Origin of the sequence: Marinomonas pollencensis (assembly GCF_003387375.1) — a bacterium.
GTDB lineage: Bacteria > Pseudomonadota > Gammaproteobacteria > Pseudomonadales > Marinomonadaceae > Marinomonas > Marinomonas pollencensis.
Genome location: NZ_QUNG01000001.1, coordinates 283,422 through 309,606 on the forward strand (window position 1 = coordinate 283,422; position 26,185 = coordinate 309,606).

Sequence of the window (26,185 nt, forward strand, 5' to 3'; positions counted from 1 at the left end):
AAATTAACCGTGAATTTATCAATGAAAAACTCTGCACGTTCTTCTTTTAGGGTTAACAAACGCAACCCAAAAGTCGTCAGAGTGTTTCTCCTTTTGTGTGATCAACTAACAAACAAAAAACCGAATCATCACTCGAATTAAACCCTATTTAATGATGATCAAAAAATCAACAAAAATTTAATAAAAAGCCTGTATATCACATAATATGGTTTTTTTAATTGAATTATTATTCGGTTTTAATTAAGTTCTAGCGAACATCGGTATATTTGAAAATTCAGCAAAATTTGCTTACTTAAATTGGGGATAGGCTATGAAGAACCATGGTTTTGAAGCGTCATATTACGCTAGCAGCGCGAATCAAACCCTTAGTTTTCCATCATTAGGCGGCGATATTGAAACCGACGTATGTATTATCGGCGGTGGTTATACTGGGCTGTCTGCCGCCCTTCATTTGGCTGAAAAAGGCTTTCAAGTCACTCTTTTAGAAGGTCATGTCATTGCTTCAGGGGCATCTGGCCGCAATGGCGGACAAGTTTGCCAAGGGCATAATATGAGCCATGCTGAGCTAACAAAGAAAGCAGGACAAGACGCGGCAGACTTGCTCTGGCGGTTATCACTCGAGTCGGTAGAATTAGTCAAAGCCTTGATCAAAGAATATCGTATAGACTGTGACTATAAACCTGGCGTACTGCACGTTGCCTCAAAAGCCTCTCATGTGGACGATATCCGCAATGCGGTGGACTACAAAAGAAACCATCTAGGATACGATAAAGTTGACTATCTTGATGCCCAAGCGGTGGCAGAAAAGCTCGGCACCACGCACTTTCATGGTGGTGAATATTATCGTGACGCGGGCCATCTTCACCCACTCAATTATGCTCTTGGGCTAGCCAAAGCAGCGCTAGAGAAAGGTGCAACCTTGTATGAAAGAACCCAAGTTATTGATTATAAAGCGGGCGACAACCCATCGGTACGCACATCAAAAGGCACTGTAAAGGCGAAATATCTTTTATTTGCTTGCAATGGATACCTTGGCAACTTGAATCAAAATGCCGCAAAGAAAATAATGCCAATCAATAACTTCATGATAGCAACCGAACCTTTACCTGAGGCAGTGTATAGCCGCATAAACCCACAAGACGTGGCCATTGCAGACTCCAAGTTTGTGATTAACTACTTTCGCCTTTCTGCGGACAAACGCATGTTGTGGGGGGGAGGTGAAAACTACAGCTCGCGCTTTCCTAAAGACATAGGCGCCTTTGTTCAAAAGCACATGGTGAGTATTTACCCCGAACTAAAAAGTGCCAATATTGATTTTAGTTGGGGAGGCACTCTGGCGATAACGCTCAACCGCATGCCGTACTTTGGCCATCAAGAAAAAAATGTCTTTTTAGCACAAGGCTATTCAGGTCATGGTGTTGCTCTGGCCACATTAGGCGGCAAACTGATGGCAGAAGCGGTAAGTGGAACCGCCGAAAGGTTCGATGTTTTTTCCAAGGTACCTAGCGCAAATTTCCCTGGCGGGACCCTGCTACGCTGGCCTGGACTCGTGGCCGGTATGCTCTATTACTCATTGCGAGATCGCTTATCCTAATCCTGCGACTAAGGTACAATAGCAGCGCCCTGCACCCATAAAGGTTAGACTATGCCGAACAAAAGCAGCAAAAACACAGTGATGCCAGATGACGGTCAAAAACAAGATCTAGCACCACGTAATGAACCGGTGCAAAGTCGCTCAATTCGCCGCTCAAAACAAATTATTGATGTGACCGGTGAGCTCTTAGAGCGGGTTGGTTTAGATGATTTAAATACCATTATCATAGCAAAAGAAGTCGGCATATCTATTGGCTCTCTCTATCACTATTTTCCTAATAAATACGCTATTTTGTATGCCATGGGTAGTCGCTGGCTAGAAAGTATCGATGCCGTCTTTATGGAAGTGCTGCGCTGGCCCTTAGAGGAGTTAGCACTCAGCGAGCTGATCGACAAAATTCTCGCTATTCATCTAAAAACCTACAAAAAGCAAAAAGCCATTTTGACCTTGGTTCAAGCTATGTTTTCTGTGAAGGAGCTGCGCGAACTGGACGCACAACACGACGACCTAGTGATTCGTCAGATGTCTGAAGTTTTCAAGCGTATTGGCCTACAGCGACATATTCGTGAAAGAGAGCGTATTGCCCGCCTCTACCTTGAAGTGACACACAGTACTTTTCTCGTGGTTGTTAACCAAAATGAAAACCGCGCAAAGCGCACTCTCAATGATCTAAAAAGAATGATTGAAAGCCTTTTAGCCCACCATCTTAGCAACTCGCAAGAGCGCTAAGATGGCCGTTTTTCTGCGTTAAAAAACAGCTGTTTGTTTTATATACAACACATTCTATATTTTTTCTTATTCTTATTTATGCCACATTTCTATTTTTTAACCCTGAAATAGTTTTTAAACCAATGATTTATCGCAAAAAATAAGGAATAAAGAGACAAAAAGCGTCGTCCTATTTATGAGATTTTGAATCTCATTTTTCGAGATTGCCCTCCCCAACCAATCCTTTTACTCTAGGCGCCCTTACCCTCTTCTAGACTATATTCCACGAGCACAAAGAGCGCATGACCAAGATCGAAAAACACACCCTTAAAAAGAAAAATACACTCGTTCTATTATCCTTTTTGAGCATCATAAGCGGTGTCGGGCTATATTTTTGGTGGTCATTACTAGGCCAATTTCACGAAACAACAGAAGATGCTTATGTTGCTGGAGATATCGTTAGCGTGATGTCTCAGGTATCCGGGACTGTCACAGATATCATGGCGGACAATACCCGCCAAGTACATCAAGCCGACACCCTAGTCCAGATCAATCCACTGGATGCCCAATTAACGCTGCAGCAGTCGCAAGCAAATCTTGCCAGCACCATCCGTACGGTGCGTAATGAATTTGCCACATTAGAAGAAGAAAAAGCCAATGTCGATGTTGCTTATGAAGCCTTGAACAAGGCTAAACATGATTACCAGCGCCGCATTCAACTGCGTAAAGACAATCTTATTTCTGCCGAAGATTTAAGCCACTATAAAAGCACCTTTACCAGTGCTAAAGCCTCCTATCACGCTGCGCTAAAAGCGTATGATGCAGGCAAAACACAAGTAGACAACACCACGGTACTCACTCACCCTGATGTATTAAAGGCGGAGTCTGCATTACGTACCGCATGGCTTACCTTACACAGAACAAAAATCCTCGCACCAGTAGAGGGTTATATCGCACAACGTAGCGTGCAAGTTGGTCAGTACGTTAGCGCAGGTAGCAATTTAATGTCGGTCATCCCGCTCAAAGGCGTTTGGGTTACCGCGAACTTCAAAGAAACTCAAATTGGGAATATTCGCGCAGGTCAAGATGTCATTCTACAGTCGGATGTCTATGGTTCCCATGTTGTCTACCATGGAAAAGTGCTGGGCATTGAGCCCGGAACGGGTAGCGCCTTTTCCTTACTGCCATCATCTAATGCAACGGGAAATTGGATAAAGGTTGTACAGCGCGTTCCTGTCAGAATCGTATTAAACGAAACAGAGCTTGAACAACACCCACTTCGCCCTGGGCTTTCAATGCATGTGGACGTCAATACAGAAAATGCTGGTAAGCCAGCATTAGGTACGCTTTCTGGCAACCCCCAACCATGGCGTACGAATGTCTTTGATCATAACGATAAGGAAGTCGACGCTATTATCCAAAAGATCATTAAAGACAACGTTTAACCATGATTAGACGCATTGCTCAGCACAGATACGTACCCGATTTGTCCCATGAGTGGTTAATGGTTACGACTATTTTCCTGCTTATGATCATTAACTTCTTGCAAGTGGGAATGATCGCCTTTGCGGCGTCTCCTCTGATGGGAGAGTTAGGAGTATCACCTCAAGAGTACAGTCTAACGTCTGCAGCTTATGCTGCAGTGGCGATTGTGACTATTTCCAAACAACGCTGGTTAGTTGAGAGAATGGGATGGAAGCGTTACATATTAACTTCAATCCTCATCTTTTTTCTGGGTTGTAGCGTCTGCTTTAGTAGCCGAAATTTTAGTCAGTTTTTGATTGGGCATGTCACTATGGGGGTTGGGGGTGCGGCCTTTATGAGTGGCGCTCGCACTATGATCACTCTGTTACCTGCAGGCCCTTTACGCTTTAAAGGCTTAAAAGGCTATGTCTATGGCTTAACCATTGGGATGGCGCTGTCGCCTTTTCTGTCAGCCTGTTTGTTTATTTACGCTTCTTGGAATTATCTGTTTCTTGTTCTATTGGGGCTCTGTATTTTAGCGGCTGCGAGTGCATCATTTTGCCTTCCTGGCATTCCCCCTAAGGAAGCATTGCGTAGCCAATCTCACCCTTATTTTTTGATGGCACTTGCCACTGGCTCATTTTTAACCCTCTACGCATTAGACTCAGGCAGCTATGAGTTTTACAGCAATACCATCCTAGTCAGCGTCATTTTACTCTTGGGGTTAACCAGTATTTATTATTTTTTTCGTAGCATGATACGCCACCAGCATGCAGCACCACTGCTTTCTATGAAGCCGCTACTGGATAATAAAAGATTCCGTTCTGGCATATTAGTATTTTTTCTTTGCTACTTAATCATGGGATCTAATAGCTATTTTTTGCCCCAGGTATTGGAAAAAGGATTAGGCTTTGGTTGGGGCACTGTTGGCACTTGGTATAGCCTGGGGTTAACATCCATGGTGATTGGCGCCTGGGTTCAGTTAAAATGCCTTCCTAAAAGCCCCAATGGCAAAAAGTACTTCCTCATTGGTTTTTCCTGTATCTGTGCATACGGCTACCTGATGTCACGGCTATCTTCTAGCACAGACATTCAAACCTATATCCTGCCATGTATTGTGCTATACGGTGTGTTCGGCATTTTTCTGCAAGCAACTGCCGCTGCGAAAACATTTGGCGAATTAGAAAACAATGAAGTGATGTTTTCACACGGCCAACAATTTAAAAATATGATCTCCCAAATCGGCCAATCTATGGGGGTTGCGCTGGCCAGTATTGGGTTACAATGGCGCACTACCGTTCATTATGATTTGCTCAATGATCGCGTTACCAGCCACAACCCCATTTACCAAAAAACCTTAGCACAAGTCGCTGACCAATATGCCAAGCACACGGATTCAGTGGTGGCGCAAAAAATAGCCTTTAGCTGGATCGAAAGTTTACTCAATGAACAATCTATATTGTTAGCTGGGATTGATTATTTCACTTTGCTGTTTTTTGTTGGCATCATTGGTTTTGTGATTATGCTCATTCAAAAACGACTTAATTAACTTCTTTTTTATCAGGTAAAACATGGATTTTAATGACATCTACTACTTTTACCTTACCGCAGAAAACCGTGGTTTCACCGCAGCAGAACGCGCTTCAGGTATTACTAAATCACTGCTAAGTCGACGTGTGGCCCAGCTTGAAGAAAAAGTCGGTGTGCAATTAATTCAACGTAATAGCCGTCAATTTTCCCTCACTGAAGCGGGTCGACAGCTATACGAAGGTGCCATTAACATGGTGTCAGAAGGCCAGTCTGCGTATGACTCTGTGGCGCTTTTACGCTCCGAGCCATCGGGTATAGTAAAGGTCAGTTGCCCCACCGTTTTAGCACAACATCATTTATCTCTATTGCTGCCTGATTTTATGCGGCAATATCCTAAAATTTCTGTCTCTCTTGATGCCACAGATCGACACGTTCAAGTGATTGAAGAAGGGATCGATATTGCACTACGCTCAACAAAATCAATTGATAACGAGCCTGGTTTAATCACAAGAGCATTAGCAACGACCAAAATGATTCTGGTGGCAAGTCCTAGTTTTATCGAGCAATACGGCACTCCGACTCACCCTAATCAATTGGTACGAATGCCAACTCTCTGCAACGAGATAGAGCGGCGAGAAAGTGAATATAAGTGGGAATTATTCGGTCCTGAAGGCAGTCATTGTATTATCAAGCATCATCCTAGACTGTTCTGCTTTAATCGCTGGGTGCAATTAGAATCCGCAGTTCAAGGCATTGGTTTAGGCTTGCTGCCAAACCCAGTGGCCGCGCACAGTTTAGAAAACGGCAAGCTGCTCCATGTACTGCCTGAGTGGACTACGAAAGCTCAGGTTATCTACGCTGTGTTTTCAAAAAGAAAAGGAATGAACCCAGCTTCACGCGCTTTTCTTGATTACCTTATCCTGCACCTACCTGAGATACTAACCGCCCCCTCCTTTGACAATAATTTTTTCACATAAGCTTGGTTACACTGTGTCTTCTATTTGTATATTTGTGTAAAAAATGTGGATTATCAACAAATTACGTGGTTTAGTGTATTCCAGCACTAAAAACAATACTGAGGAGAGCTGAGATGGAAAACTTTATATTAGATGACGCATTAAACCTAACGGCACTGGCTATTATTCTTGGCAGTTTTTCTGTATTGGCCGTCACCAATCTCGTGCAAACGATCAAGAAAAACCTTGCTTAACCTTTTCTGTCCATAAATACCCTCGTAAGCTCTTTCGTAACAAAATGAAAGAGCTTTATTTTTTTGCGCAGCCAACATTATGCACAGCTAGATAGCTCCAATAACACTTTCTCTAAATCTTCTTTTACTTGCTGACGATACTCCGCAAGGTCCAAGGTTACTGTAATTTTCTCTAGTACATTATCATTCGTTGATTTTTTAAGCTCTGCTTCAACTTGTGCGATTTCATCAGAACAAGCTTTAAGCCCCATGGTGCCAGTGGAGCCTTTTAATGTATGTGAAATTTTCTGTAATTGCGTCACATCGCCTTCTGCTAACGCCAGCTCAAACGTATTCAGTAAGCCTTCTGTCTCCTGTAAAAAACTATCCCTTAAGCTTTGGTAAAGTTCACGATTCTCAGCAAATCGCGTCAAAATAGAGCGGCTATCTTCAACCCGATCTTGTGTCTCTACCGTCTGACAAGACGGCTCATTGGGTGTTTCTTGAAGATGAAGCTCAGGGGGATTTTCTGCCCCTAAACAGCCCACATTTTTTCTAATCACGGCTATCATCAATTCAATATCTAGCGGCTTACCAAGGTGATCGTTCATACCGGCATGCAAACAAGCCGCTTGATCTGCTTTCGACACATTGGCCGTCATAGCAACAATAGGAAGCTGGGTGAAACGTACGTCACGTCGTATTCTTCGCGTCGCTTCTAAACCATCTACATTGGGCATTTGCATATCCATCAACACCAAATCAAACGCCTTTGCTCCAGCTTCATCAAGCATGGCAACCCCTTCTTCTCCGCCTTCAGCCATGGTCACACGTGCTCCCTCAGCTTCTAACAACTCCTTAGCAACTTGTCGATTTAACGCGTTATCTTCAACGACAAGAAGGCTCATCCCTTGCAATCGATGTGTGCCCACCAATGAAGCTACAGCACTGAGGCGCTGATGAATCGCCTTGCTTTCTTTTTCGTCTACTTTGGGTAATGCCAAAGAAAAATAAAAATGACTGCCTTCTCCTAGCACGCTTTCAACCATCAGCTCGCCGCCCATTAAACGCACTAGACGGCGGGAGATTACCAAACCAAGACCCGATCCTCCGAAGCGACGAGCGGTAGATGATTCTGCCTGAGAAAACACCTCAAAGATGCTTTCCTTTTGACTAATATCAATCCCTATACCTGTATCTCTCACACTGAATTGCAAATACGCGGCATCAGCGCGAGCAGAAATTTGAGAGATAACAATGTCTACAGACCCTTCTAAAGTAAATTTCAATGCGTTACTGCATAAGTTGGTCAACACCTGCAATAACCGCAAATGATCACCGACTAGGTAGTCCGGTATATTGTTATCAATTTCATAGCGAAGCGTGACATTTTTATTGATGACTAGACCTGAAAGCAGCGTATCCAACTGAGAGATAAGCTTCTTCATTTCAAACGGTGCGTGTTCGATTTCCAGCTTGCCGGCATCTACTTTGGAATAATCCAAAATATCATTAATCAAGCTTAAAAGAGATGTGGCTGCCACATGGGCTTTAGTAATGTAGTCTTCTTGCTGAGAATCCAATGCGGTGCGCTGCACTAATTGCAACATACCTAACACAGCGTTCATTGGTGTACGAATTTCATGGCTCATATTGGCTAAGAATTCTGATTTCGACAAACTGGCTGCATCGGCTTCCTCTTTAGCTCGTCTTAACCAAGTTTCAAGTTCATATTCTTGCGTAATATCCCGGTTAATACCGGTGACGGCTATCACATTTCCTTGCCTATCTCGCTCCATATAAGCCCTTGCCTGGATATAGCGCACCCTTTGTTCAGGCAAAACAATGCGAAACATATGATCAATCTTGCCACCACCAACAATGGCTTCTTGCAGCACCTCCTCAAAGAATATTTTGTCATCTATATGCAAACGCTCAACCCAATGCTGGTACATCAGGCCTTCTTGGTTCAGGCTTAACGGCTGTTGGTAAATTTGAAACATCATGTCGTTCCACTCCAACTCATCCGTTTTTACATTCCATGTCCAAATACCTAACTGCGCCACATTGGCCGCCATTAATAATTGGTCTCGCACCGATACAATTTCAGCGTTGGCTTTTTTCTGCTTGGTAATATCAATCGCCATGTTCAAAAAGCCGATCACCGCGCCTTTGTTATCGTGCATTGGTGTGATCACAACAGAGACATCAAGCTGCTTGCCATATTTATCAATATAGGTCCATTCTCGACTGTCGGACTCCTGATGCAGCGCATGATAGAAAAGCGAAGCGGAATCAGAGTCTATCGTTTCTTGAATATTGTCACTCAAACTGTCTCTTAATTGCGCCAACTCTTCAGGTAAATGAAAATGAACAGGCGTTAAGTGACCTACGACCTCATCGGCAGTGTATTTCAACATGCGTTGTGCGCCGGAATTAAATAAGCTGATCGTGCCATTAATATCCGTAGCGATAATGGCGATCTCAGAAGAGGCATTCAATACGTCATTGAGAACAAGGTTTAGCTTTTGTAACTCAGATGTTCGTTCTTTTACTTGAGTTTCTAGGGTACTGTTTAGTTCATGGATTTTCGCTTCTGCGGCTTTTTGTAGGGAAATATCTCGAATCGATTTTGATGCGCCTACCACATAACCACTGGAGCCATAAATAGGTGAGATTGCGACAGAGACCGCGACTTTCCCTCCCCCTTTTACCTTTCTTAAGGTATCAAAGTGCGATACTTCTTCACCTTTTTTGATTCGCTCAAAGAGTTTACGTTCCTCTTTATAGAAAGCTTCAGGTATTAATAGCTGATATACCGACTCCCCCAAAACTTCGCTTTGCGGATAACCAAAGATTTTCTCAGCACCTTGGTTCCAGCTGGTTATTATCCCTTCTAAAGTAATTCCTATAATACCGTCAGAAGAGCTTTCAACAATGGCGGCAATCTTCGCTTGCTGTGAGATCACCTCTTTTCTATGCTGGCGACTGACACCAAAAACCCCTAACAAGGCGGCACTCAAAAAACTAATCAACACCCCAATGGCAAAGATATCTCGCGGTTTTGGTAGGTTAAGATTTTCAATAAAGGAAGGGTAGACAGAAAACTGGCTTTCCCAAGAGCGACCATAAATAGAAAGCACTTTAGTTTGCCGATACAGACCGTGAGGTTGGCTGAAATCACTGTTATAAAAGCGCTCTCGTTTGCCTGGATCAGTAATATCAAAGAGCTCTAAATGCACTTGGTTGGTGTCTAAACCTAAGTCTGCCATCACCTCTTGCATCAATAATGGCGCATAACTCCAGCCAAACGCTCGGTCTTGGCGATCTTGTAAAGTACTAGGAACTGAGCCGCTGTTATAAATCGGCATTAGAATCAAAAAAGACTGCTGAGGGTTACCCGTTGCTTGCACTAGAGTGATGGGACCTGTGAGATGCACTTTGCCTGTCTCTATAGCGGCTTTAGCGGCGCTTCTGCGATTAACCTCAGAGGCAATATCTAACCCAACAGCCTGTAAATTTCGGGCCACTGGCTCAATATATTGAATCACATAACGCTCACCAGAGTTCGGCGCTAACTCTTTGATGTGGAAGTCCAACCAGCCATCTTGTTGAGCACGAGCAACAAATCGATCCACTTCAAAAGGTTGAACACGGCGAATAAAACCAAAGCCACGAGCGCCAGGAAACTCTTGGTCTGTGTCTCGGCTCAAGCTATAGCGCATAAACACTCGCCGCGACAAACTGTATTCTCCCGCCGTTAAAATAGCCCCCCTCGCACCGCGTAAGCCATACTGATAAAGCCTGATACGATCATTTACCGTTTTCACTGCTTGGTCTGACGCTTGCTGAACCGCCTTAGTAATAAAAACTTCATTGTTTGTCTTGATCTGTTCTGTCACCAAAATAGTAAGGCACAGACCGACAAGTAGAGTCGCTAAAACCCACTGACTATTGATCGAATACAAGAACTTCCATTTCTTCATCCTAAGCATCACCTTATTTGCCCCAATAATGGGCTATCTGTGAAATCACCACATCTCTTACTTTGCAAGAAAAGAGACAACGTCAGTTAGGGAGGGTACCAACAAGCCCTTCGGGGCTGAGACGACTTATTCGCACCTTACTTGGATCAAAGACAAAGTCACGCTCTGCCTCTTAATTAGCCTTTACTATAAAAAGCGATACTCAAGCTTTGACTTAATTGGTTACAAAAACAAACATTCAAAAAACGGGGCTTTACCCATCTGGCTATACCGTTAAGCGCTAACTATAGACGAAATCTACCCTTTTAAATCCCTTATCAAGCGCATGGTTACAATAAAAAACATTTACAATACAGTGGATTCAATTCACTAACACAATAGTGACCTTATGTCATAATGCACCATACACAATTCAATCTGGAGGCAGTATGCGATTGATTTTTACCCTATTCATAGCCACGTTAATAACCAGTTGCAGTTTGATTAATCAAAAGGCACTGAGCTTACAAGTCGGCATGGGCAAAACCGAGGTGTCAGAGATCATGGGGACACCTGAAAGGCGATCATTTAATGGCACCACAGAAGCCTGGCAATATGCAGATTTCATCAGCAAGGACCAGTGCAGCTACATCACCGCCTGGTTTAAAGGAGAGAGCTTAGCCGCCCTTACTTCGCGAGAAGAAACGCGAATGAGAGATTGCAGTAAAGGCATTTTAGATATTGATTGGACACAAATACCCATGGGCGTAAATTAGAAAAGATTGCGCAAATGAGTAGTATTCACGTCGCTAATGGTTACTTTTTAACCACAGATAGGCCTATTCTGTCGAAAGGTGCATAGCATCTAGTCTCTCATAACAATAAGTACAGGATGTCGATATGAATAATCATGCAAACCGTGGTGTTGTCTATCAAGGTAACGGCACCGTCAAAGTAGAAGCCATTCCTTTCCCCGAACTTGCCATTGGCCAACGTCGTTGTGATCACGGCGTTATTCTTAAGGTCGTCACGACCAATATTTGCGGCAGCGACCAACACATGGTTCGAGGCCGCACTACCGCTCCAAATGGTCTAGTGCTTGGGCATGAGATTACCGGCGAAGTCATCGAATGTGGCCGCGATGTAGAGTTTATACAGGTTGGTGATTTAGTTTCTGTGCCTTTTAACATTGCCTGTGGCCGCTGCCGCCATTGTAAAGAAGGCAAAACAGGCATCTGCCTGAACGTTAACCCTGCCCGTCCCGGTGCAGCTTATGGCTATGTAGACATGGGCGGCTGGGTGGGTGGACAAGCCGATTACGTCATGGTGCCTTATGCTGATTTCAACTTATTAAAGTTCCCTAACGCAGACCAAGCCCGCGAAAAAATTCAGGATTTAACACTCTTATCTGATATTTTCCCAACTGGATTCCATGGCTGTATCACTGCTGGTGTTGGTCCAGGTTCAACCGTCTATATTGCTGGAGCTGGCCCTGTTGGATTGGCCGCTGCGGCCTCAGCAAAACTGCTAGGCGCCGCCTGTATTATCGTTGGCGATATGGTAGAAGACAGATTAAACCAAGCTCGCTCTTTTGGTTGTGAAACCATCGACCTGAAACAAGAAGGCGACATGCAAGACAAAATTGAAGCCATACTTGGCGAACGCGAAGTGGATGCGTTTGTCGATTGTGTCGGCTTTGAAGCGCACGCTTGCGGTTGCAACCATCACCAAGAATCTCCCGCTGTAGTGTTAAATTCAGCAATGCAAATTACCCGTGCAGGGGGGCAAATTGGCATACCTGGCTTGTATGTAACAGAAGATCCGGGAGCGGCCGACGTGGCTGCACAGCAAGGCAGCTTGAGTATGCGCTTCGGCCTTGGCTGGGCCAAATCTCACTCACTGCAAACCGGCCAATGCCCTGTGATGAAATACCATCGCCAACTGATGCAAGCCATTTTGTTCGACAAGATTGAAATCGCTAAAGCCGTCAATGTACAAATGATCTCCTTAGATCAAGCACCGCAAGGCTATGCTGATTTTGATGGCGGAGCGGCTAAAAAGTTCGTTATCGACCCGCATAAAATGGTGAGCTAAACGCTCTCCGTGCACAGAAAAACAACAACCTCAGGCTCACTCACACGAGAACAGCGCTTTCCTTAGGGAAAGCGCTTTTTATTTTTCTCCCCCTCTAAGCAACCACTCGCTCAGCAGCATTATTCAGCGCACGACCTCAGCATGGAAAATCAATAAAGGAACGAAGAAATTTCGTAATTGCTGGCTTTTTAAAAAACATCAAAGATAAAGGCATCATTAAAACAATAACAAGCTAGGAGTTCAGCATGAGCCAGTATTTTGAAAACGTCCCTTTTATCAAGTATGAAGGGAAAACGTCCTCTAACCCATTCGCCTTCAAACATTATGACGCCAATAAAATGCTAATGGGAAAGACCATGGCTGAACACTTACGCATGTCAGCATGTTATTGGCATAACTTCTGTTGGCAAGGCAGCGATGTGTTTGGCGCCAATACTTTTGATCGAGCTTGGCACAAACCAACAAATGAAATGGAAGCGGCTAAAATGAAAGCGGATGCGGCATTCGAATTTTTCAGCAAACTGGGAATTCCATACTACAGCTTCCACGATGTGGATGTTTGCCCAGAAGGGCATTCCATAAAAGAATACATAGCAAACTTTTCGGCCATGATTGATGTACTAGAAGCCAAGCAAGAAGAGACCGGCACTCAATTATTATGGGGCACCGCAAACGCCTTCTCGAACCCACGCTATATGTCGGGCGCCGCGTCCAACCCAGACCCTGAAATTTTCACCTACGCCGCAACTCAAGTGTTTCATGCAATGAATGCGACCAAAAGATTAAAAGGAGCTAACTATGTACTTTGGGGAGGCCGCGAAGGCTATGAGACTCTGCTCAACACTGACCTAAAACGCGAACGGGCGCAGCTAGGTCGCTTTATGCAAATGGTGGTTGACCATAAATACAAAATTGGTTTCACAGGCTCCCTATTAATTGAGCCAAAACCCGCTGAGCCCACCAAGCATCAATACGACTATGACACTGCCACTGTCTATGGTTTCTTAAAAGAATTTGGCTTAGAGAATGAAATCAGGGTAAATATTGAAGCCAACCACGCCACTTTAGCAGGCCATAGTTTTCATCATGAAATTGCCACCGCCTGCTCACTAGGTATATTAGGCTCTGTTGACGCCAACCAAGGGGACGCGCAACTTGGTTGGGATACCGACCAATTCCCAAGCAGCGTAGAAGAATACACGCTAGTCACATACGAGATCTTAAAAGCAGGCGGTTTTAAAACCGGCGGCTATATGTTTGATACTAAATTACGTCGCCAATCCATTGATCTTGAGGACATGTTCCATGCCCATATTGGTGCCATGGACACACTCGCCTTATCGCTAGAGCGAGCGGTAAAAATGCTTGAGGACGACCAATTAGCGGCACTGGTAGAGCAACGTTACGCCCGCTGGGGGCATACCCTCGGCCAAGATATTTTAGCAGGAAAGCACTCATTACAAGACCTTGCTGACTACGCATTACGAAACAACATTAACCCAAGTCCAATTTCTGGTCGTCAGGAAATGCTAGAAAACATCGTAAATGGGTATATTTATCGGTAAAGCGACACGCCTCAATGCCCACTTGTGAAGACAGTTGGCATTGAGGCCTACTAAAAACGCACCTAGCAGTGCCTCTTACATAGTTTCGCTGTCGATATTGGGGAAGCTTTATTGAGTTAAAATTCTTTGCCTTGCTCTTTGCCAAGACGCGACGAAATTCGGTACTCTTTAGGTGTCATTCCGACATTTTTTCGCATCACTGTGTACATGTATTGCACCGATGGATAACCACAAGTACGAGCAATCTCATCAAAGGCAAGATTCGTAGCCGTAACCAACTCACAAGCACGGGAGAACTTCGTCATATGCAATTGCTCATGCATCGAACAACCGATTTCTTCTACAAACCGAGTTTCTAAATTAGTCCGAGACAAACCGACATAATCCACCACTTGGGCTACCTTCACCCCTCGACACGCATTGTGGCGAATAAAGTGCATCGCCTGAATAACATAAGGGTCATTTAATGCCGATAATCGCGATTTCTTCTGGCACCATAATATTCAAGTGATCACAGGCCTGCAATAAATGCCTCGCCCGTGAATCCGTCACCGCAACAATACCAATGGGTTTAGGCAAACTGTTTAACCAGCTGGCTAAATCATGTTGCGCCGTTTGCCAAGATTCTGCACTCGTTGGAAGACCAAGGTTCACATAAGGTTGGTAGCCATCAGATCGCACTTGCTCAACAAAGGCGCTCTCTCTTTCACCCGCCCAACGACTGTAAGGCGTACTGGGTACACCATAAAAAGCAAACTCTGTTAGCCCCTTTTTTTTCAGATGATCATAAGCAAGCTCGACCAAAGCCGCGTTATCCGTCGCCACATATGGCAACCATGGATAATCACTCTTGTGTGTGTATGAGCCACCAACCGCAACCGTTGGTATGGTCGACTCTTTTAGAATTGCCTCCACCTCTGGATTATCAAAGTCGGCGATAATACCGTCACCTTGCCAGTGCATCAGACCCTCTAATCGGGAACGAAAATCGTCCTCAAAATAAACATCCCAGTCACATTGAGCCGCTTGTAAATACTCACCAATGCCTTCTACTACTTGACGGTCATAGACTTTATTTGCATTAAAGACGAGATTAAGCCGATATCGTTTTTCGAACATACACATTCATCTCTTTTTTTATTGCTATCAATGATGGTGTTTTATCATACACAGGTACTTACTTGAGATTATGCCAGATCATAAAAAAAGAAAAGCGGGGGCAGTGCATCACTAAAGCCCTTTTACCCGCTGATACAAAGACTGATATTGCTGACGCTTTTCCTGATAATAATCCTGATAAGTCAAATCCGCCTCAAAGCGAGCGATTCGGTTAGGCTTACGGCAAATATCCTCTAACCCACTCGCCCCCTGTACGGCAAGCGCTGCAAGTCGCGCCGCACCTAATGATGGCCCTACCTCTCCACCTTCTCGATAGTCCATCGGCACTGCCAATACGTTAGCCAGTAATTGCAGCCAATAATGACTTCGCGCACCGCCGCCTATCACATCAATACTGTCACTTACCTGCTGCACAGACTTCACCGCATCAAGCCCATCAAGTAATGCAAATGAAACCCCTTCAAGTACTGCACGAAACAGATCAAGCGGCTGAGTATCATGGCTTAATCCATAAAAAACCCCTTTTGCATTTGGGTCGTTATGGGGGGTTCTTTCACCGCTTAAATAAGGTAAAAAAACCACCTTGCAATATGGCTCAAATTGGCTTTTCTTAGGCTGTTTTTCTAGCGCCTGAAAAGCTTCTGCGACGCTACTAAATCGAGTCAGCCGCACGACCCAATCCACACAACTTGCCGCACTTAAAATCACCGACATGGTGTGCCAAGTATTAGGCAGCGCATGACCAAAGCTATGCAGAGCCGCGTCAGGGTTTGCAGTGAAGCCATCACTGACTGAAAAAATCACTCCAGACGTGCCTAGCGACAACATAGTTTCTTCTTTGTGGATAACGCCCATACCAACTGCGCCGGCTGCATTATCACCGCCACCAGCAGCAATTGGCACACAAGGCAGGGACCAACGCTTGGCCACGGCGGCACTTAGCTCACCGGTGATTTCACTGCCTTCATAAACCCTTGGCATCTGCGCCATTGTCAGCCCTGTTGCCTGTAGCATTCGCTCACTCCAGGCTCGTTCTTCCATATCAAGCCATAGGGTGCCTGACGCATCTGAAACGTCCGTCGCAAAATCGCCACTCATGCGCCAGCGCAGATAATCTTTTGGCAATAATACTTTTGCAATGCGCTGAAAAGTTTCTGGTTCATTTTCTTTTACCCACAATAGCTTGGGCGCAGTAAAACCTGGCATCACCAAATTGCCGGTTATTGCCTGTACTTCTGGACACTGGAGCTGCAACTGTTGGCAGGCTTGAAAAGCACGACCATCGTTCCACAACATAGCAGGCCTTAGCGCCTGGTGTTGCTTATCTAACAATGTCGCTCCATGCATTTGCCCAGATAAACCAATTGCTTTGACCGCCTTCAGATCATGTTGCGCCGCTAACGCTAACATGGCTTTATCTGTGGCTTGCCACCAGCTTTCAGGGTCTTGTTCTGACCACAAAGGGTGAGGCCTAGAAACGCTAAGCGGTGCCGTTTGGCTAGCGATCACTTGCCCATCTTCTGCCAGCAGAATAACTTTTACCCCAGAAGTACCAAGATCAATTCCTAAATACATACGATGTCCTTTTGAAGCTATGCGATGAATGCTCGTATTACTGGGCTTTTTTCGTTTTCACATCCAACCACACCGCCAGCAGCAAGATGCCACCTTTGACGATCAGCTGCCAAAACGTCGGCACATCGAGCATACTCATGCCATTGTCCAGACTCGACATAATCAAGGCGCCCATAATGGCACCAAACACAGTACCAACACCGCCAGCAAGACTGGTGCCCCCGATGACACATGCAGCAATCGCATCCAACTCCGCCATATTGCCAGCTGCAGGCGAGCCAGCACCTAAACGTGAGGTTAAAATCAACGCCGCCACCGCCACCATCATGCCGTTGAAGCCAAACACAAACATCTTGTTTCGCTCAACATTAACACCTGACATTCTCGTCGCTTCAATGTTGCCACCAATGGCATACACACGACGTCCAAAAGCGGTTCTTTTAGCGATATAAGCCGCCACCAAAATCAGCACACCCATGATCAGAATCGGTGTCGGAATGCCTCGATACCCTTCTAATATCGCCAGTAAACTGAGTAAAACAGCAATCGACACTAAGGCTTTAAGGTATTCGAATTTAGCAGAATCATTGACCACACCATGTTTCTGCTTGGCCTGACGACGACGGTATACTTTTGCAATGACCCCAAGGCACAATAACAACACCAAACTCACACCCCATCCAGTGGGCACATAACTCTGGCCAATCACCCCCAATGCACTGGTAGTAGGCGCCACGGTGGCACCATCAGTTAACCCTACTAAAATGCCACGAAACGCGAGCATGCCTGCCAAAGTCACAATAAAAGAAGGCACCTTCTGATACGCAACCCACCAGCCGTTAAATAATCCCAGCAACAAGCCTGTGCCAATGGTAATTAGGATGGTGAGCATAATAGGAAAATGCAGCCAGACGTCTAATACCGCCGCGATACCACCTAATAGGCCCATCATAGAGCCAACTGAGAGGTCGATCTCTGCACTGATAATGACAAATACCATACCGATCGCGAGCACCCCGACTATGGCAGTTTGGCGAAATAAATTAGACACGTTACGAGGTGAAATAAACGCACCATCGGTCGCAAAAGAAAAGAACAGCACAATAAGAAGCATTGCGGTTAACATCGCCAACAGCTGCAATTGATTGGTTTTTATTGTTTTTAACATATCAGATACTTCCTTAAGCTGATTCGGCTTCTTTAATAGCACAGTTCATAATTTTTTCTTGAGTAAGACCTTGATGGTCAAATTCCCCTTTTAAACGCCCCTCATGCATCACCAGTACCCGGTCGCTAATACCAATCACTTCAGGCAATTCGGATGACACCATAATGATGGAAACGCCTTCTTTGACGAGGGCAAACATCAGCTTATAAATTTCGTATTTGGCGCCCACATCGATACCACGAGTCGGTTCGTCCAAGATCAAAATTTTGGGTTTGGTTAACAGAAAACGAGCGATAATGGCTTTTTGCTGGTTGCCACCACTGAGGTTTTTAATGGCTAGCTCTGACGTGGCGGTTTTGACCTTGAGACGCGCAATGGCGTCATGGATATCATGGGATTCTTGCTCTTCATCAATCGCACCGAACCAAGCCGTGTATCGATCCAGAATAGATAAGGTGATATTGCGCCCTACTCCCATAATTGGAACTATGCCATGACGTTTACGGTCTTCTGGCACCATGGCAATACCTGCTTTTAACGCCGCTCGCTGAGAACGTATTTGCAGCGTTTGACCAGACAGTTCAATGGTCGCTTGATAATCCCCATCGTAACAACCATATAAACACTGCATAAGCTCCGTTCGGCCAGAGCCAATCAAGCCTGCGACACCGAGAATTTCTCCTTTGCGAAGCGAGAAACTCACATCCTCTACTTGGCAGCGCGAAGCCCCCGGCTGACTGGCCTTGGCATGAGTGACTTGCAAAATAGTCTCGCCAATTTGATGGTTTTCCCTTGGAAACAACTCATCCAGCTGGCGCCCCACCATCATGCTAATAATGTCATTTTGGGTCAGCTCGGCGGCGGCTTTTGTCGCAATATGATTACCATCTCGAATCACCGCGACCCAGTTTGATAATGCAAGCACTTCGTCCAATTTATGGGAAATGTACACACAAGCAATGCCCTGCCCTTTTAGCTCCTGCACAATACCCAATAGAATATCAATCTCGTTATTGGTCAAAGACGAGGTTGGCTCATCTAAAATCAACAACTTGACGTTTTTATTCAGCGCTTTAGCAATTTCTACAAGCTGCTGCTGACCTACCCCCAACTCTCGAATTAAGGTATCCGGGGAAATATTAAGCTTTACTTGGGCCAATAACTCACGCGTTCGGCTGTGCATCATTTCATCGTTTAAACTCACACAAGAGCCAAGTTCGTTGCCAAGAAAGATATTTTCCATTACAGAAAGCTCTTTCACCAAGGCTAACTCCTGATGAATAATCACAATGCCTAAGGCTTCTGTATCGCGAATACCACTCGCCTTAACTTGTTGACCTTGAAAGTAAATCTCACCATCGTAGGAGCCATAAGGCCAAACTCCACTCAGCACCTTCATCAAGGTAGATTTCCCTGAGCCATTTTCACCACAGAGCGACAACACTTCACCGTCACCTAAAGTAATGCTGACACCATTTAAAGCACGCACACCGGAAAAACTTTTTACGATATTGCGCATATCTAATAGGGGTTGCTTCATACCGACACCTCTATGAAAAGCAAAAGCGCCCTAACGAGCGCCTTATCATCAATAATTTAAGGGTTATAAACGTCTTTATGGGTATGGAAGCCATCGGCAATAATAGTGCTATCGATGTTGTCTTTAGAGACCGCAATTGGCGTCAGCAAAACAGAAGGCACCTCTTTTTTATCATTGTTCACCGTATCATTCGTGGTTATTTTTTCACCACGAGCTAACTTCACCGCCAGCTCAGCACTGGTTGTGGCTAGCTTTGAAATCGGTTTGTAGACGGTCATGGTTTGGGTACCCGCCACAATTCGTCGAATCGCGGCTAAGTCCGCATCTTGGCCAGAAATAGCCACCTTGCCAGCCAATCCTTGAGCGTTCAGCGCTTGAATCGCACCTCCAGCCGTAGAGTCATTAGATGCCACCACCGCATCAATTTTATTCTGATTCGCCGTCAGACCATTTTCCATAATGTTCAATGCTGCTTCGGCCGACCAGCCGGTGGCCCATTGATCACCGACAACCTTAATGTCACCACGGTCAATAGCAGGTTTTAGCACCTTCATCTGTCCTGCTCGAAACATTTTGGCGTTGTTATCCGTTGGCGCACCGCCTAACAAGAAGTAATTACCTTTCGGTACGCGCTTCATCAAGGCTTGCGCCTGCATTTCACCGACACGGACATTGTCAAACGACACATAAAGGTCAATATCTGCAAACTTAATCAAACGGTCATAGGCCAGCACCTTAATGCCTTCTGCCTTTGCTTCAGCCAGCACATTACCCAACACTTCGCCGTTTTCTGAAACAATGACGAGCACATCAACGCCTCGAGAGATCATGTTTTCAATTTGAGAGATTTGTGTGCTTGCGTCCCCATTAGCGGATTGGGTATAAACCTTTGCACCTAAAGCTTCGGCGGCATGGGTAAAAAGGTCACTGTCTTTTTGCCAACGCTCAAGACGTAAATCAGACATCAACAAACCAATTTTTTCACCGGCGGCCATGACTGGGCTGGCGGAGACAATTGCAGCCAACAGCCCAAGAGAAATGAGTTTCTTCATGTTACATTCCTTTTATTTTTATTAAGTGAACGCTCTCCTGAAGGAGTCATTAAAAGGTAAGCAAATGAGCGAGATAGGGACATTATCTTTTTTTGTAAGTGTGTAGCGTTTTTTATAAAACAAAAAAAAGCCACGCCCCACTGTTATCAGTGGGAAGTGGCTCAAACATTACCATTTTATAGACGGTCAAAAGACCCGCTTTAACAATAGAGTATTCTCTTTGTTTAAAGCTCAATAACAGCAAAAGCACCCTTTCTAATACGGGGAGGCCGCTGTTTAGCTGCCATTAAAAAGCATGCGCCTGCTGATTCTTTTAGTAGCCATAAAGCGCTACTTTTTTATAACTCGACTTAAAAGATTAGGAAACCCAGTGAAATAATCACCCCTGAACCCAACAAGGCCATGATGCAATACCCCATCACGTCTTTCGCACCAAGACCAGCAATTGCCAAGGCAGGCAGAGCCCAGAAAGGCTGAATCATATTTGTCCAAGCATCACCCCAAGCAATGGCCATGGCGGTTTTCGCAGCATCAACTCCAAGAGCAGCACCCGCAGGCATCATCACTGGCGCTTGAACCGCCCACTGACCACCGCCTGATGGCACAAAGAAGTTCACGATACCGGCACTTAAGAAGGTGAATAATGGGAAAGTAGTTTCATTAGAAATCGACACAAACCACTGGGAAATAACGCCTGCCAATGAAGCACCATTGTCACCTGTTGCTGTCATCATCCCCATAATGCCCGCATAAAAAGGAAATTGCAGTAGGATTCCTGAACAATTACGCGCCCCTTGAGAGACCGAATTTAACAGGCTTTTTGGCGTACCATGAAGCAAAATAGCAGTGAACAAAAAAGTAAAGTTCACTATGTTCAGGTTCAAAGCAAAACCGTTCGTAATGAAGTAATAAATAATATAAGCAAAACCCATCGCCCCTAATAATAAAGATAGAGTACGACTGTTTTCCATACGCTCCGCTGGCGTCATCTTCTCTGTTTTCGGCGCTTCCACAACCTCTTCTTCCAGCAAGGAAGCATCAATTGTAACCGTGTCTTGCGCCGCAGGATGCATCAGTCGGTTTAGTAACGGAATCGCCACCAACATAACTGCCAAAATGGTTAAGTTCATTGGAGAAAAAATGGTTGCTGAAGTAGGAATCGCTGAGGTCACCGCACCATTAGTCACAGTACTAATGTTGGCACCACCGGCAATCGCTAACGGAATCGAGCCAGACAAGCCCGCATGCCAAAATAAGAAGCCGCTGTACGCAGAAGCAATCAACAGACGGTAATCAACACCTTTTACTTTGGAAGCCAATTCGCGAGCAAAAATAGCACCCACAACCAAGCCAAAGCCCCAGTTAACCCAGCAAGCAATGGCACTGATCGCCGTGACTAATAAAATCGCCTGACCCGGTGTTTTAGCAATGCCGGCCAGCATAGCGAGCTTACGCTTAAACGCTGGCGCACTGGCCATCGCATGACCAGTCACCACCACCATAGCCATCTGCATTGAGAAGCTAAGCAACTTCCAAAAGCCACCAGCCCACGCTTCTACGACCTGCATTGGCCCTTGGCTAGTACTTGGCATGACTAAGACAAACACCACCAAGGTGAGCACGATCGCAAAGATAAATGGGTCCGGTAGATAGCGTTGAAGAAGGGTAACGAAAAATTTACTCAAGCGCTGCAAAGCAGTCTGTTTTACTGCGTAATTAGTCATTGGTTTTCCCTAATATTATAGTTATTTTAGGTGAAAGCCAGCGCGCTTGATGTGCGCACTGGCTTCATTTTTTATGATTTATATTTCGGTCATCTCGACCTTTTATCGTGACACTAACATGGCAATTCCCATGCCTCCGCCAATACAAAGCGTCGCCAATCCCTTATGACGCTCCTGACGTTTCATTTCATGCAATAAGGTAATCAGTATGCGACAACCAGATGCACCAATAGGATGACCTAAGGCGACCGCACCACCATTTACATTGACCTTGCTGGCATCCAAAGCAAGCTCTTGATTCACACACAGTGCCTGGACTGCAAAAGCTTCATTGGCTTCAATTAAATCCAAATCATCCATCGACCAATCGGCTTTTTGCAATACTTTCTTAGTGGCTGCAATAGGGCCTGTGCCCATGATTTCAGGGTCAACGCCCGCACTACTGGCCGCTTCTATTACCGCTAAAACGGGCAAACCTAGACGCTTTGCTTCCTCATCAGAAGTAACAATCACCATAGCCGCGCCATCATTTAATGTGGAAGCATTTCCCGCGGTAACTGAACCCTCTCGATTAAAAACAGGACGTAATTTAGCTAGGGCTTCTTCAGTGGCATTGGAGCGAATTTGTTCGTCGTGTTCGACAACAACTGGATCCCCTTTTCGCTGAGGAATAACCACAGGGATGATTTCTTCAACAAAATGTCCGGCCGATTGCGCCCGTGCGGCTTTTTGCTGAGACTGCACAGCAAAGGCATCTTGCTGTTCACGGCTGATATTCCAGCGCGACGCAATGTTTTCTGCGGTTTGGCCCATATGGTAATCATTAAAGGCATCCCACAGACCATCGGTCACCATGCTGTCTAGCATTTCCCAATTGCCCATTTTTTTACCTGAGCGACTGTTGGGCAATACATGGGCCGCTTGGCTCATGCTTTCTTGACCGCCTGCGACCACCATTTTAGCGTCGCCATTTAAGACGGCTTGCGCCGCCAGCTGAACCGCTTTTAAACCAGAACCACAGACCTTATTAATGGTCATCGCCGATACTTGTTTCGCAAGACCTGCGTGAATCGCAGTTTGACGAGCCGGGTTTTGACCGCAGCCTGCGGCCAACACTTGGCCTAAGATCACTTCATCTATGTGTTCTTTAAGAGCTGGCTCTTTGGCTAACAAACCGGTTAATAGCTGAGTACCTATTTCTACCGCACTCAAGGAAGACAAAGCCCCATTAAAGGCACCAATCGGCGTTCTTCCTGCGGCAACAATGACTGCTTTCATGATTCTATTCTCCATTAACATAGGTCGGATTAAGCAAACACCATCTCAGGTACATGATCCGGAACGATCAGCTTACCCTGTGTTTTCTCTTGGATTTCCTCTATAGAAACACCCGGAGCGCGCTCTTTCAAAATAAAAGCCCCCTCTTCGATTTCTAACCAAGCCAAATCTGTTAAGACCTTCTTAATACAACCTTTGCCAGTTAATGGTAAAGCACATTCAGTTAATAATTTTGATTCACCCGATTTCGACGCATGAGTCATGGTAACAATAATATTATCCGCACCAGCAACCAAATCCATCGCGCCGCCCATGCCTTTAACCAGTTTATTAGGGATCATCCAAGACGCAATATTGCCATTTACATCAACCTCAAAAGCACCTAAAACAGTCAGATCCACATGGCCGCCTCGGATCATCGCGAACGACTCGGCGGACGAAAATATCGATGCCCCCTTCACCGCGGTGACCGTTTGTTTGCCGGCATTGATCATATCCGCATCCACCGTCTCTTCAGTGGGAAACTCTCCCATACCAAGCAGACCATTTTCCGACTGCAGCATCACTTCCATGCCCTCAGGAATAAAGTTCGCCACCAAGGTAGGAATACCAATCCCTAGGTTCACGTAAAAACCATCTTGCATTTCTCTGGCGACACGCTGCGCCATTTGTTCTCTAGTAAGTGCCATTTTGCGCCTCTTATTATTTGTCTATTTTATTCGTCAATATGACAGGGCAATTTAGTCAGTAGATCGGACCGTGCGTTTTTCGATGCGTTTTTCAAACGAACCTTGGATGATGCGATCAACATAAATACCAGGCGTGTGAATCTGAGCAGGGTCAAGCTCGTCAACTTCGACAATTTCTTCCACTTCAACCACAGTAATTTTGCCCGCTGTTGCCGCTAGAGGATTAAAATTTTGCGCCGTATGGCGATAAATCACATTGCCATAACGGTCTGCTTTCCAGCCTTTCACTATGGCAAAATCACCTGTAATGGCTTCTTCCATCAGGTATTCACGGCCATTAAAGATTCGCGTTTCTTTGCCTTCGCCAACCGGTGTACCAACGCCAGTTGCCGTAAAGAAGGCAGGAATACCCGCGCCACCGGCACGCATTTTCTCGGCAAGAGTGCCTTGAGGAGTGAGTTCGACTTCTAACTCACCTTGGAGGAGTTGTTTCTCGAAAAGGGCGTTTTCACCCACATAGGAAGAAATCATTTTGCGGACTTGCTTGTCTTCAAGCAATACTCCCAAGCCAAAGCCATCTACGCCGCAATTGTTCGACACTATGGTTAAATCACGTGTCTGTCGTCGTTTGATTTCTTGAATCAGATTTTCAGGGATACCACATAAACCAAAGCCACCGGCCAATACGGTCATGCCGTCTTCTAGCCCAGCCATGGCGTCTGCATAGGACGTGACTACTTTGTCAAAACCCGCCATTACTTTCTCCTAATTATTATTGTGTGAGCGTATTTTTATTAATGCTAAAAATAGTGTGTAACCATTCGAGTTAATATCAGTTTGACTCAGGACGATAAATAAATTAATTTTATTTTTTATATTTATTAATAAGAATTACAAATAAATGAATTTAAAACAGATTCGCGCTTTCCTCGCTGTCGCCGACGCCATGAGTTTTGCCAGCGCAGCAAACCAATTGCATTTGTCGCAACCGGCACTTAGCTTATCCATCAAGAGCCTTGAAGAAAGCTTAGGGGGCAAGCTGCTTACGCGCACCACCCGAACCCTTTCCCTCACCCCAGAAGGGGAAGCTCTAGTGCCCATTGCTCGGCGAATTTTAGCCCAATGGGAAAATGCAGAAGACGAGATGAAACAACGCTTTGCTCTGCAATTAGGCAAAATATCCATTGCTTCTATGCCCTCTTTCGCCGCATCCTTGCTGCCCAGAGCCATTCATAATTACCATCAATATTATCCTCACATACAAGTAGCGATAGACGATGTTTTATCGGATATTGTCGTCGACATGGTAGGCAACAATCAGGTGGAACTAGGGATTTGCTTTGAACCAAGCAACTTGTTGGAATTGGCTTTTTACCCGCTTTACGAAGACAGCTTTATTGCTATTTTTCCCGAGGAGCACCCACTCAACACAGCTAAAGAAGTCACTTGGCAATCTTTGTTAGAGTACGATTTCATTACCTTACAACGCCCATCTAGTGTACGCGCCATGATCGAAACGTCTCTTCAAGAAGCAGGGATAGAGCTTAAGGTTGCGTTTGATGCTCATCAGTTAACCACCGTGGTGAGAATGGTCAGTGAAGGTATGGGAGTGGCGGTAGTACCGGTTATTTGTCGCCAACAAGCCAACGAGCAACACCTCATTTGTCGCCCTATTGTTAAACCAGAAATCGGTCGCCGAGTGGGGGTTGTCTGCAAACCCAGATCGAGCCTTTCCATTGCAGCAGCGGCCATGCTCGATGTTCTTATTGATACCTATGCCACCATTGGCGAAGTCATACCCGCAAAAAAAACCATCGTTCGTCCATAACATAGGTATGAATAGCAGGTTTTAGATCCTTGTATTTTGCCCTCTTGCCGTTTGTTTAAGGTAAAGGCTATGCTCTTAATAAAGCATAACGGGGCAAAAATAA

General features: G+C 45.2%; 20 protein-coding genes. 9 read left to right on the forward strand and 11 right to left on the reverse strand.

Annotated features, from left to right (window positions below; translation table 11 throughout):
- Window positions 1-310 precede the first annotated feature (310 nt).
- The 5 genes from DFP81_RS01310 to DFP81_RS01330 all read left to right on the forward strand — a co-directional run bounded on the left by DFP81_RS01310 (window position 311) and on the right by DFP81_RS01330 (window position 6,273).
- Window positions 311-1,594: an NAD(P)/FAD-dependent oxidoreductase gene (locus DFP81_RS01310; RefSeq protein ID WP_115895952.1), complete on the forward strand. Its 1,284-nt coding sequence runs from the start codon at window positions 311-313 to the stop codon at window positions 1,592-1,594.
- A gap of 51 nt (window positions 1,595-1,645) precedes the next feature.
- On the forward strand, window positions 1,646-2,323 hold the full coding sequence (locus DFP81_RS01315) for a TetR/AcrR family transcriptional regulator (protein ID WP_245959050.1): 678 nt from the start codon (window positions 1,646-1,648) through the stop codon (window positions 2,321-2,323).
- Window positions 2,324-2,604: 281 nt separating this feature from the next.
- A complete protein-coding gene (locus DFP81_RS01320) occupies window positions 2,605-3,747 on the forward strand; it encodes an HlyD/EmrA/EmrK family protein (RefSeq protein ID WP_115895953.1) in 1,143 nt (380 codons plus the stop codon).
- 2 nt (window positions 3,748-3,749) lie between these two features.
- Entirely contained in the window at window positions 3,750-5,315 is a 1,566-nt protein-coding gene (locus DFP81_RS01325) for an MFS transporter (protein WP_115895954.1), read from the forward strand.
- A 22-nt stretch (window positions 5,316-5,337) separates the two neighbouring features.
- Complete coding sequence (locus DFP81_RS01330) at window positions 5,338-6,273, forward strand: LysR substrate-binding domain-containing protein (protein WP_115895955.1); 936 nt, start codon at window positions 5,338-5,340, stop codon at window positions 6,271-6,273.
- 310 nt (window positions 6,274-6,583) lie between these two features.
- Here the strand turns inward: DFP81_RS01330 and DFP81_RS01335 are convergent, their stop codons facing one another.
- On the reverse strand, window positions 6,584-10,471 hold the full coding sequence (locus tag DFP81_RS01335; RefSeq protein ID WP_115895956.1) for a CHASE domain-containing protein: 3,888 nt from the start codon (window positions 10,469-10,471) through the stop codon (window positions 6,584-6,586).
- 428 nt (window positions 10,472-10,899) lie between these two features.
- Here DFP81_RS01335 and DFP81_RS01340 point away from each other — a divergent pair, with 428 nt between their 5' ends.
- The 3 genes from DFP81_RS01340 (at window position 10,900) to xylA (ending at window position 14,109) form a co-directional block, all read left to right on the forward strand.
- Window positions 10,900-11,226 (forward strand): hypothetical protein, encoded by a 327-nt coding sequence (locus tag DFP81_RS01340; RefSeq protein ID WP_115895957.1) that lies wholly within the window; start codon window positions 10,900-10,902, stop codon window positions 11,224-11,226.
- A 124-nt stretch (window positions 11,227-11,350) separates the two neighbouring features.
- Entirely contained in the window at window positions 11,351-12,544 is a 1,194-nt protein-coding gene (gene fdhA, locus DFP81_RS01345; protein WP_115895958.1) for a formaldehyde dehydrogenase, glutathione-independent, read from the forward strand.
- Window positions 12,545-12,789: 245 nt separating this feature from the next.
- A complete protein-coding gene (gene xylA, locus DFP81_RS01350; protein ID WP_115895959.1) occupies window positions 12,790-14,109 on the forward strand; it encodes a xylose isomerase in 1,320 nt (439 codons plus the stop codon).
- Between the two features lie 116 nt (window positions 14,110-14,225).
- On the opposite strand, the gene DFP81_RS18420 is transcribed toward xylA, so the two are convergent.
- The 10 genes from DFP81_RS18420 to DFP81_RS01395 all read right to left on the reverse strand — a co-directional run bounded on the left by DFP81_RS18420 (window position 14,226) and on the right by DFP81_RS01395 (window position 25,010).
- Entirely contained in the window at window positions 14,226-14,549 is a 324-nt protein-coding gene (locus tag DFP81_RS18420) for a helix-turn-helix transcriptional regulator (protein ID WP_245959051.1), read from the reverse strand.
- A 19-nt stretch (window positions 14,550-14,568) separates the two neighbouring features.
- Window positions 14,569-15,228 carry a substrate-binding domain-containing protein gene (locus tag DFP81_RS01355; protein ID WP_245959052.1) on the reverse strand — a complete coding sequence of 220 codons (660 nt, stop codon included), beginning with the start codon at window positions 15,226-15,228 and terminating at the stop codon, window positions 14,569-14,571.
- Between the two features lie 111 nt (window positions 15,229-15,339).
- The gene (gene xylB, locus DFP81_RS01360; protein WP_115895960.1) at window positions 15,340-16,803 is read right to left on the reverse strand and encodes a xylulokinase; all 1,464 of its coding nucleotides are present in this window, start codon (window positions 16,801-16,803) and stop codon (window positions 15,340-15,342) included.
- Between the two features lie 37 nt (window positions 16,804-16,840).
- Window positions 16,841-17,971: a sugar ABC transporter permease gene (locus DFP81_RS01365; RefSeq protein WP_115895961.1), complete on the reverse strand. Its 1,131-nt coding sequence runs from the start codon at window positions 17,969-17,971 to the stop codon at window positions 16,841-16,843.
- 13 nt (window positions 17,972-17,984) lie between these two features.
- Window positions 17,985-19,511 (reverse strand): xylose ABC transporter ATP-binding protein, encoded by a 1,527-nt coding sequence (locus DFP81_RS01370; RefSeq protein WP_115895962.1) that lies wholly within the window; start codon window positions 19,509-19,511, stop codon window positions 17,985-17,987.
- Between the two features lie 56 nt (window positions 19,512-19,567).
- The gene (xylF, locus tag DFP81_RS01375; protein WP_115895963.1) at window positions 19,568-20,563 is read right to left on the reverse strand and encodes a D-xylose ABC transporter substrate-binding protein; all 996 of its coding nucleotides are present in this window, start codon (window positions 20,561-20,563) and stop codon (window positions 19,568-19,570) included.
- A 350-nt stretch (window positions 20,564-20,913) separates the two neighbouring features.
- Window positions 20,914-22,287, reverse strand: coding sequence for a short-chain fatty acid transporter (locus DFP81_RS01380; protein WP_115895964.1), 1,374 nt, complete (start codon window positions 22,285-22,287; stop codon window positions 20,914-20,916).
- A gap of 102 nt (window positions 22,288-22,389) precedes the next feature.
- Window positions 22,390-23,565, reverse strand: a complete 1,176-nt coding sequence (locus DFP81_RS01385; RefSeq protein WP_115895965.1) for an acetyl-CoA C-acetyltransferase — start codon at window positions 23,563-23,565, stop codon at window positions 22,390-22,392.
- Window positions 23,566-23,594: 29 nt separating this feature from the next.
- The gene (locus tag DFP81_RS01390) at window positions 23,595-24,254 is read right to left on the reverse strand and encodes a CoA transferase subunit B (protein WP_115895966.1); all 660 of its coding nucleotides are present in this window, start codon (window positions 24,252-24,254) and stop codon (window positions 23,595-23,597) included.
- Between the two features lie 51 nt (window positions 24,255-24,305).
- Entirely contained in the window at window positions 24,306-25,010 is a 705-nt protein-coding gene (locus DFP81_RS01395; RefSeq protein ID WP_115895967.1) for a CoA transferase subunit A, read from the reverse strand.
- A 145-nt stretch (window positions 25,011-25,155) separates the two neighbouring features.
- Here DFP81_RS01395 and DFP81_RS01400 point away from each other — a divergent pair, with 145 nt between their 5' ends.
- Window positions 25,156-26,082, forward strand: coding sequence for a LysR family transcriptional regulator (locus DFP81_RS01400; protein ID WP_115895968.1), 927 nt, complete (start codon window positions 25,156-25,158; stop codon window positions 26,080-26,082).
- Window positions 26,083-26,185: the final 103 nt, after the last annotated feature.

What these genes read in the sequence shown, in the direction of transcription:
- xylB (WP_115895960.1), bottom strand. Translation starts at nt 16,803, where the DNA reads ATGTATTTAGGAATTGATCTTGGTACTTCTGGGGTAAAAGTTATTCTG.
- DFP81_RS01355 (WP_245959052.1), bottom strand. Translation starts at nt 15,228, where the DNA reads ATGTTCGAAAAACGATATCGGCTTAATCTCGTCTTTAATGCAAATAAA.
- DFP81_RS01365 (WP_115895961.1), bottom strand. Translation starts at nt 17,971, where the DNA reads ATGTTAAAAACAATAAAAACCAATCAATTGCAGCTGTTGGCGATGTTA.
- DFP81_RS01320 (WP_115895953.1), top strand. Translation starts at nt 2,605, where the DNA reads ATGACCAAGATCGAAAAACACACCCTTAAAAAGAAAAATACACTCGTT.
- DFP81_RS01400 (WP_115895968.1), top strand. Translation starts at nt 25,156, where the DNA reads ATGAATTTAAAACAGATTCGCGCTTTCCTCGCTGTCGCCGACGCCATG.
- DFP81_RS01330 (WP_115895955.1), top strand. Translation starts at nt 5,338, where the DNA reads ATGGATTTTAATGACATCTACTACTTTTACCTTACCGCAGAAAACCGT.
- DFP81_RS01380 (WP_115895964.1), bottom strand. Translation starts at nt 22,287, where the DNA reads ATGACTAATTACGCAGTAAAACAGACTGCTTTGCAGCGCTTGAGTAAA.
- DFP81_RS01385 (WP_115895965.1), bottom strand. Translation starts at nt 23,565, where the DNA reads ATGAAAGCAGTCATTGTTGCCGCAGGAAGAACGCCGATTGGTGCCTTT.
- DFP81_RS01370 (WP_115895962.1), bottom strand. Translation starts at nt 19,511, where the DNA reads ATGAAGCAACCCCTATTAGATATGCGCAATATCGTAAAAAGTTTTTCC.
- DFP81_RS01310 (WP_115895952.1), top strand. Translation starts at nt 311, where the DNA reads ATGAAGAACCATGGTTTTGAAGCGTCATATTACGCTAGCAGCGCGAAT.
- xylF (WP_115895963.1), bottom strand. Translation starts at nt 20,563, where the DNA reads ATGAAGAAACTCATTTCTCTTGGGCTGTTGGCTGCAATTGTCTCCGCC.
- DFP81_RS01340 (WP_115895957.1), top strand. Translation starts at nt 10,900, where the DNA reads ATGCGATTGATTTTTACCCTATTCATAGCCACGTTAATAACCAGTTGC.
- fdhA (WP_115895958.1), top strand. Translation starts at nt 11,351, where the DNA reads ATGAATAATCATGCAAACCGTGGTGTTGTCTATCAAGGTAACGGCACC.
- xylA (WP_115895959.1), top strand. Translation starts at nt 12,790, where the DNA reads ATGAGCCAGTATTTTGAAAACGTCCCTTTTATCAAGTATGAAGGGAAA.
- DFP81_RS01325 (WP_115895954.1), top strand. Translation starts at nt 3,750, where the DNA reads ATGATTAGACGCATTGCTCAGCACAGATACGTACCCGATTTGTCCCAT.
- DFP81_RS01390 (WP_115895966.1), bottom strand. Translation starts at nt 24,254, where the DNA reads ATGGCACTTACTAGAGAACAAATGGCGCAGCGTGTCGCCAGAGAAATG.
- DFP81_RS01395 (WP_115895967.1), bottom strand. Translation starts at nt 25,010, where the DNA reads ATGGCGGGTTTTGACAAAGTAGTCACGTCCTATGCAGACGCCATGGCT.
- DFP81_RS01335 (WP_115895956.1), bottom strand. Translation starts at nt 10,471, where the DNA reads ATGAAGAAATGGAAGTTCTTGTATTCGATCAATAGTCAGTGGGTTTTA.
- DFP81_RS18420 (WP_245959051.1), bottom strand. Translation starts at nt 14,549, where the DNA reads ATGCACTTTATTCGCCACAATGCGTGTCGAGGGGTGAAGGTAGCCCAA.
- DFP81_RS01315 (WP_245959050.1), top strand. Translation starts at nt 1,646, where the DNA reads ATGCCGAACAAAAGCAGCAAAAACACAGTGATGCCAGATGACGGTCAA.